Genomic DNA, 7,692 nt, shown 5'->3' with positions numbered 1-7,692 from the left:
CCAGCCATTCCGGCGCCGATGACGGCCCAATGCTCACTCACTGATCGATTCTCCAATCTAAGTCGCCTACGGAATACGTGGCTGGGCGGATCAGCGTAGCCGGTCAGACGAAGGCGCCGGGCATCGCAGGCGGGCCGTGCCCTGTCCTTCATCGGCCTCGGCGGGAGTTTCGTGACGATCGGCCGAACGCGCTGTTTGCAGACCCGCTGCGCGAGTAATCGTTTTGATCAGGGTCGTTATGATCCACGGATGTCGCCGCGCGCTCTGAGGGATTTCAACACCAATTCGACGACATTCGTAGATGGCCCTTGCACGTCAGCGTTGGAGACCAATAATTGAAACAGCGACAAGGCCACATGATGATGACCTCAGGGTTGTGACTTCGCATGAACGTATTCGCTTAGGAGGTTTTATGTCGGAAACGAATGGAAATATGGTCGAGCTATCGGCGGATATTGTGTCAGCCTACGTTGCCAACAACGTTGTCATGAAAACCGATCTGCCTGCACTCATCGCCGATGTGTTTGCTGCACTCACGAAGCTGGGCCGTGAGCCCGAGGCGCCGCCCGCCGCTCCTCTGGTGCCTGCGGTGCCAATCCGCAAATCGGTGACGCCGGAGGCCATCATCTGCCTTGAGGACGGCAAATCCTTCAAGTCGCTCAAACGGCACCTGCGCAGTTCATTCGACATGACACCCGACCAGTACCGCGCGAAGTGGGGACTGCCGTCCGACTATCCCATGGTTGCGCCGGCCTACGCGGAAGCGCGATCAGCTCTCGCGAAGTCAATGGGTCTTGGGCGCAAGGCCGCAGCGGCCCCAGCAAAGGCAAAGCGGGCTGCAAGGACAAAGAGATGACGGTCCTACGGGGGGTAACTCAGCGAACAATCCCCGGCCCTTGAAAGGCCCCGATGATCCTCCGATCAAAGGGATCAGCACGCTGGTCGTCCTCTCTTCGGAGCCGACTGCCGCGGCATCAGCGTTGACCGGCGCGATCTTTGCCACCGGCTCGAGGTCGAACTCCTCGGTGTCCGGCTCGATCAGGCCGATGCGCCCTTCGTCCGGATCATGGACGCGCTTTGCGCCCATGCCGATGGCTGCCTGCGCATTGACGGCCGTAGGCCCATCGACGGTCTTGCAGTCGGACGCAGTCTAGGCTGAGTCTTCAGCAGTGCGCGGGGCTAGCGCGTCCATCCCGGCGTGGAAAGTGGTGCCGTTCCTGCGGGCAGGGTGACGTTGCCCCCAGTTTCTATCCAGCGCTGAGTTCGTTTCCGGCGGTTACGGAGCCCGCTGGGGCCGATCAACCGAAATCGCGGTCGAGCCGCTGGAAATGGGGTAGATCGACCAAGTCGGTGAATTCGGCATAGCTCATCGCTCCGGCGGCCGCCGCGCGCGGTGTGCCGTCCCGTTTAAGGATGCCGAGCGCGTCTCGCATGGCCTGTGCCGCGGCGAACAGGGCGGTCACCGCATAGAGCGCGACAGAAAAGCCCATTGCCTCGAGCTCTGCCGTGGTTAGAGCGACTGTCTCATTGCCATCGACGATGCTGACGACCTTTGGGCCGCTGACGCCGCGTGCAACGGCTTCGACCTCGGCGATCGTCTTGATCCCGTCGACGAAGACGAGATCGGCGCCCGCCTCGCCGTAGAGATTGGCACGCCGGATCGCTTCGTCGATGCCCTCCGCCGCGAGTGCGTCGGTGCGCCCTATGACCAGGATGCCGTCGGCCGGTCGCGCGCCCAGCGCGCAGCGCAGACGCCGGACCGCCGCTTCAGCGGGGATCACCTTGACGCCCGCTACCTGGCCGCAGCGCTTGGGCGAGACCTGATCCTCGAAATGGACCGCCGCCACCCCGGCCTGGGCATACTCCACCATGGTGCGTTCGATATTCGCAGGGCCGCCATAGCCGGTATCGGCGTCGGCAATGATCGGGATCGAGACGGCGCGCGCCATGTCGCGGGCATGGGTCGTCATCTCAGTCTGGGTCAGCAGGCCAATGTCTGGGCGTCCGAGCCGGCTGGCCGTCGCGCCGAAGCCGGTCATATAGAGCGCCGGGAAGCCCGCCGCCTGGACGAGCCGCGCAGCAAGGGCGTCCGGCGCTCCAGGCGCTGCGACGATGCCGCTTTTGAGCAGGCCACGCAGCTTCTGTGATTGCGACATGGGGATGTGCTCCGGTTCTATGACAGGGTGATCCGTCGCGGAGCCGGGCCGGGCGCCGACAGGATTTCCTCATACACCTGCCGCGTGCGCGCGATGTGCTCGGCGAGCAGGTCAAACAGCGTGTCGAGTTTCCCTTGTGCAAAGAGTTCGGCCATCCGGCGGTGCTCGCCCAGCGAGATGACGCGGCGCTCATCGACATGGGCCGTCAGATGCGTGCGCAGGGCCGAGACCTTGCCGGACGCCAGCCTGTAGCCCTCACTCAGATAGGGATTGCCGCAATAGTCGAGGGAGGTCTGGTGGAAGCGCGTATCAGCCCGGCCATAGGCGACCGCGTCCGCCAGCAGGCTCTGCTCCATCTCCGCGATGGCGCCGTTCATCGCCGCCAGCGTCTGCGCCGGCGCCAACTGATGCGAGAGCCGCAGACCCTCGCGCTCCAACACGAGGCGGTATTCGCACAGCGCCGCCGCGTCGTCGGCAGTCGGGCGAAAGACGAAGCTGCCGCGCTTGGGCAGGATAACGACAAGCCCGGCCCGCTGCAGCGCGGTTAGCGCGTCGCGCACCGGCGTTCGGCTGACCCCGAAGCTCTTCGCCAGCATCTCTTCCGAGATCGCTTCGCCCAGGCGGAATTCTCCGTCGACGATCGCCTGTTCCAGACGCGCCGCGACCATTTCCGTCAGTGACCTCGGCGCCTCCAGCCGCATCCCATCGCGCATCAGAGCGCTTCTCCGACGGGAGTTGCACGGCCGGGACTGCGCCTGAATCCATGCCGCAGCAGCGGATAGAGCCAGACGACGAGTGTCAGGACGCCGAGCACGCCTGCGACCGGGCGGCTGAAGAATGCCAGGACCTCGCCATCAGACTTGATCATCGACTTCACGAAATTCTCTTCCAGCATGGGACCAAGCACGACACCGAGAATCGCAGGAGCGACCGGGAAGCCGTTCTCTTCGAGAATATAGGCGGTGACGCCGGCCGCCAGCATGATCCAGACATCGAAGGGAGAATTGTTCATGCCGAACGTTCCGACGATGCAGGCCATCAGGATCAGCGGCAGCAGAATCTCCCGGCGCACACCGAGCAGCCTCTTGGCCACCTTGATCGTGGCCCAGCCCAGGGGGATCATGATCAGGTTCGCGAAGATAAACAGGATGTAGATCGCGTACATGTTCTCCGGGTTGGTGGTGAACAGCGACGGACCCGGATTGAGGTTTTTCATGTAGAGCACGCCGATCACGATCGCCGTCAGCGTGTCGCCCGGAATGCCGAACACGAGTGCGGGAATCCAGGCCCCGGCCAGCGCCGAGTTGTTGGCGGCGCCCGACTCGATGATCCCTTCGACATGGCCCGTGCCGAACTTTTCGGGCTCCTTCGACAGCTTCTTGGACAGCGCATAGCTCATCCAGGAGGCGATGTCGGATCCGGCACCCGGTAACGCGCCGACGACGGTGCCCAGCACCGAGCCGCGCAGGATCTGCTTGGGATATTTTACTGTCAGTTGCCACATGCCTTTGAAGACATTGTGGATCGGCTGATCGATAATCGTGGCCCGAGGCGACCGGTCGAGCGCGCTGCGGATGACCTCCGAGACTGCAAACATGCCGATCAGCATCGGCAGAAAGCCGATGCCGCCGAGAAGTTCTGTGCTGCCGGCGGTGAAGCGCGGGAACGCGGCGGGATTGTTCATGCCCACCGAGGCGACCAGAAAGCCCAGGATCAGCATGATCGCGCCCTTGAGCGGCGTGGTCGACGAGATCACGATGGCACAGGTGATACCGAGCAGGATCAGCCAGAAGAACTCGAAAGAGGTAAAGTTGAGCGCGAACTCGGCGAAGAGCGGTGCCGCGACGATCAGGACGGCCGTCCCGAACAACCCGCCGATCGCCGAGAATACGAGCCCAGAGCCAAGCGCGATGTCAGCCTGGCCCTTGCGTGCCATCGCATAGGCTTCGTCCGTGTAGGCCGCGGACGCCGCCGTGCCCGGCATCCGCAGCAGGCACCCGGGAATGTCGCCCGCGAAGATCGCCATCGCCGAACAGGAAACCATCGCAGCAAGGGCCGGAATCGGGTCCATGAAGAAGGTCATGGGCACGAGCAGCGCCAGCGCCATGGTCGCCGACAGACCCGGCACGGCGCCGACGAAGAGGCCAAACAGCGATGACGCCATGATGATCAGCAGCGTCTCGATGCTGAACACCATGGCAAAGCCTTGAGCGAGCGCGTCCATCGGCGTCCTCTCAGAAAGCAAAGTTCTTGAGCAGGCCCCAGGGCAGCGGCACGCCCAGGCCCTTGTAGAAGACCGCCCAGAAGCCGAGCGTCGCCAGCAAAGCGGATACGATCGACGTCTTCAGGCTGACGCCAAATGCCAGATGCCAGACCAGAAGCGCCACGGGCGCCAGAACGAGAAAGCCGAGCCAGGTCGAGAACAGGGCATAGACGGCGCAGCCCATGACGACGCTCAGCCCGGCCAGCATGTGGCGGGGAGACCCGCTCCAGTCGCCGAGCGCGACGAGCCGCCGACCGGACTGCCGCGCCTGCCTGCCAAAGGCCAGCATGAGGCCGAAGACGATGAGAAGAGTCGCTGCGGCACCCGGAAAAAGCGCGGGGCCGACATTCTGTCCGGCCATGCTGGGGTAGGCCGAGACGGTGGCAAGCACTGCGCCGCCGATGCACGCGAAGAGCAGGCCCAGAAGGGTCTCGTGGATTTTCATGATGCCATTCCAGTTGCCGGCAGCCGCCGCGCGCGAATGGATGGCATCCCGACTGCAAGCGGCCGGGATGCCAGGCTGGTTTCGCGTTCGCGCGGCGGCTACTTCTTGAGGCCGAGCTCGGCCAGCGTCGCACCGAGTCCCTTGTCGCTGTCGATCATGAAGGCACGGAAGCCGTCGCCCGCTGTCCAGCCCGTGGCGTAGCCCTTGGTCTTCATGAACTCGAGATATTGGGCCGTGACGACCGCCTTGCCGATCTCGTCCTGCAGCTTCGCGACGATTTCGGGCGGCGTGCCCTTGGGCGCGACGACGCCGCGCCAGGAGCCGATCGACCAGTCGAAGCCGCTCGCCTCCTTGAAGGTCGGGACGTCCTTCTGCGCCTCGTCGCGCTTGGGCGCGAAGATGGCGAGGGGGCGGATGCGACCGGCGGCCATCAGGGCCGCACCCTCCGGCAGCGAAGCGGTGGCGATCTGGACGCCGTCGGCGGCGAGATCCTGCAGGCCCGGAGCGGCGCCTTCGCTGGGCACCCAGGCGACGCGCGAGACCGGAAGGCCGGCCGCCTTCAGCATGCCCGCCAGCGCCAGATGATTGACGCCGCCCTGGGCACTGCCCGAGGCCTTGAACCGGCGGTCGGGGGCCTTGGAGAGAGCCTCCAGCAGGTCCTTGACCGTCTTGTAGGGAGCATCCGCCCGCACGAACAGCGCCGCCGGATCGGAATTGTAGAGACCGATCGGGGCATACGCCTCATGCGTGAGAGGCGTCAGCCCCTGGTGATGCATCGTGCCGATCTCGAGCGTCGCGATGCCGATGGTATATCCGTCCGGATCGGCAGAGGCGATCGCCTGGTGGCCGACCGCGCCCGAACCGCCGGTCCGGTTGACGACCGGCACCGGCTTGCCGAGTTGTTTCTCCAGTAGCGAGGCGATCATGCGCGCGGTCGCGTCGGTACCGCCGCCCGCGCCCCAGGGCACGATCATCGTGATCGGCCGCGACGGCCAGCTCTGGGCGGCGGCCCCGGTCAGCGGAACTGAACAGGCAGCGAGAGCCAGGCCGGCGAGCATCGCCCTGCGGTTACAGTTGGTTTTGAACATCGTTTCCTCCCAATTATTGATTATGAACAGCCCGTTTTCGGGCCTTTGGTTCGGCATTCGACAATCACGCGTCCGGCAGCACCTTTCCGGGATTGAGAATTCCGAGTGGATCGAGCGCCTGCTTGAGCGCGCGCATCACCGCCACACCCGCTCCATGCTCGAGCTCCATGAACTTGCGTTTGCCCACCCCGACGCCGTGTTCGCCGGTGGCGGTGCCGTCGAGCGCGATCGCGCGTTTGACCAACCTGTCGTTGATTGCGGCCGCCTCGGCGAGTTCGTCGGGATTCTTCGGATCGACGATCAGGCCGAGATGGAAATTGCCATCTCCGACATGACCAACGGTCGAGATGAAGAAGCTCGCCGCCATGACGTCGTCCTGCGTGATGCGGACGAGGTCTGTGAGTTGAGACAGCGGCACGCAGACATCAGTGCTCCAGACCTGCGCGCCCGGCCGCATGCCCTGCACGGCGTAATGGACGTTGTGCCGGATATGCCAGAGCCGGTTCGCCTCCTCCTGCCCGCTCGCCCAGTGAAAGTCGCCGCTACCCGAAGCCGAGACGATGTCCTGGACCTGGCGCGCCTGCTCTTCGACGCCCGCCGGCGTGCCATGGAACTCGAAGAACAGGGTCGGCAGCTCTTCGAACGTCGCCTTGAAATGGCGGTTCACGGCCTGGATCGTGCGGGCATCGAGAAGTTCGGCACGCGCGACGGGAATGCCGCACTGGATCGCCATGATGACCGACCCAACCGCGGAGGCGATATCGGGAAAGGTGCAGGTCGCGGCCGAAACCGCCTCGGGAATGCCGTAAAGCCGCAAGGTCAGTTCGGTGATGATGCCGAGCGTCCCCTCTGACCCGACGAGCAGACGGGTCAGATCATAGCCCGCCGAGGATTTGCGCGCCCGCCCGCCGCTGCGCACGATCGTGCCGTCCGCCATCACTGCGGTCAGCGAAATCACGTTCTCGCGCATCGTGCCATAGCGCACCGCGTTGGTGCCCGAGGCCCGTGTCGCCGCCATGCCGCCAAGCGTGCATTCCGCACCGGGGTCGACCGGGAAGAACAGCCCCTGGTCACGCAGATGCGTGTTGAGCTGCTGGCGCGTGACACCGGCCTCGACCGTTACATCGAGGTCGCCGGCCCGCACCGCCACGATACGGTTCATCCCTCCGAGATCGATGCAGACGCCGCCATAGGGCGCAGTGACATGACCTTCGAGCGAAGTGCCGGCCCCGAACGGGATGACCGGCACGCGGTGGGCCGCGCACAGCGTCACGATTGCGGCGACTTCGTCCGTGCTGGCGACGCGACAGACCGCCTGGGGCGGCTGGGCGGAATGATAGGATTCGCCCCGCCCGTGGGCCTCGAGATCGGCCGGGCGCCGGGAAAATCGATCGCCGAACCGGGCGCTCAAGGCTGCCGTCAGCGCTTCCGGCAGCGGTGGTCTGGTCAGAGAAGAAGGCTGCACGTTCATGAAAGTGCTCCGGCGGACGGACGCGATAGTGCAGGAAGGGTCCGCGGAGTCAATTCATGTATGTAAGGCTCGGTGTTTAAGTTGGCATCTCATTTACCGCTTGTGAGCCGTTGGTCCCGCCCCGGCCGCTCCAGCGTCTTCGTCAACCTCGTGGCAGTCCGCACCAATTCCTGGCGTGGTCATCCAGGAGTCTCGCTTCGTTGACGCGTTCGGGATCGAGCGCGGTCGACAGCTGCAGGCCCTTGCCGCGGGTCAGTCGACGAGCGGGT

Annotated in this window: 7 protein-coding genes; 1 reads left to right on the top strand and 6 read right to left on the bottom strand. The window is 64.8% G+C overall.

What is annotated here, in order from left to right; all coding sequences use genetic code 11:
- Positions 1 to 412: 412 nt before the first annotated feature.
- On the top strand, positions 413 to 856 hold the full coding sequence (locus AX750_RS03950) for a MucR family transcriptional regulator (protein ID WP_066735189.1): 444 nt from the start codon (positions 413 to 415) through the stop codon (positions 854 to 856).
- Between the two features lie 442 nt (positions 857 to 1,298).
- Here AX750_RS03950 and AX750_RS03945 read toward each other — a convergent pair whose 3' ends face one another.
- The 6 genes from AX750_RS03945 to AX750_RS03920 all read right to left on the bottom strand — a co-directional run bounded on the left by AX750_RS03945 (position 1,299) and on the right by AX750_RS03920 (position 7,423).
- The gene (locus tag AX750_RS03945; RefSeq protein WP_066735187.1) at positions 1,299 to 2,156 is read right to left on the bottom strand and encodes an isocitrate lyase/PEP mutase family protein; all 858 of its coding nucleotides are present in this window, start codon (positions 2,154 to 2,156) and stop codon (positions 1,299 to 1,301) included.
- Positions 2,157 to 2,173: 17 nt separating this feature from the next.
- Positions 2,174 to 2,869, bottom strand: coding sequence for a GntR family transcriptional regulator (locus tag AX750_RS03940; protein ID WP_066735184.1), 696 nt, complete (start codon positions 2,867 to 2,869; stop codon positions 2,174 to 2,176).
- A complete protein-coding gene (locus tag AX750_RS03935; RefSeq protein WP_067253531.1) occupies positions 2,869 to 4,380 on the bottom strand; it encodes a tripartite tricarboxylate transporter permease in 1,512 nt (503 codons plus the stop codon). The genes AX750_RS03940 and AX750_RS03935 overlap by 1 nt, the downstream gene beginning before the upstream one ends.
- 10 nt (positions 4,381 to 4,390) lie before the next feature.
- Positions 4,391 to 4,864, bottom strand: coding sequence for a tripartite tricarboxylate transporter TctB family protein (locus AX750_RS03930; protein WP_066722368.1), 474 nt, complete (start codon positions 4,862 to 4,864; stop codon positions 4,391 to 4,393).
- 98 nt (positions 4,865 to 4,962) lie between these two features.
- Positions 4,963 to 5,952 (bottom strand): tripartite tricarboxylate transporter substrate binding protein, encoded by a 990-nt coding sequence (locus tag AX750_RS03925; RefSeq protein WP_066722367.1) that lies wholly within the window; start codon positions 5,950 to 5,952, stop codon positions 4,963 to 4,965.
- A 64-nt stretch (positions 5,953 to 6,016) separates the two neighbouring features.
- Positions 6,017 to 7,423: an FAD-linked oxidase C-terminal domain-containing protein gene (locus AX750_RS03920; protein ID WP_066722366.1), complete on the bottom strand. Its 1,407-nt coding sequence runs from the start codon at positions 7,421 to 7,423 to the stop codon at positions 6,017 to 6,019.
- Between the last annotated feature and the right edge of the window lie 269 nt (positions 7,424 to 7,692).

Source organism: Methylobacterium sp. CCH7-A2 (assembly GCF_001557075.1).
Taxonomy (GTDB): domain Bacteria; phylum Pseudomonadota; class Alphaproteobacteria; order Rhizobiales; family Beijerinckiaceae; genus Allobosea; species Allobosea massiliensis.
Note: the sequence above shows the minus strand (reverse complement) of the source record. Positions and strands in the feature narration are given on the sequence as shown.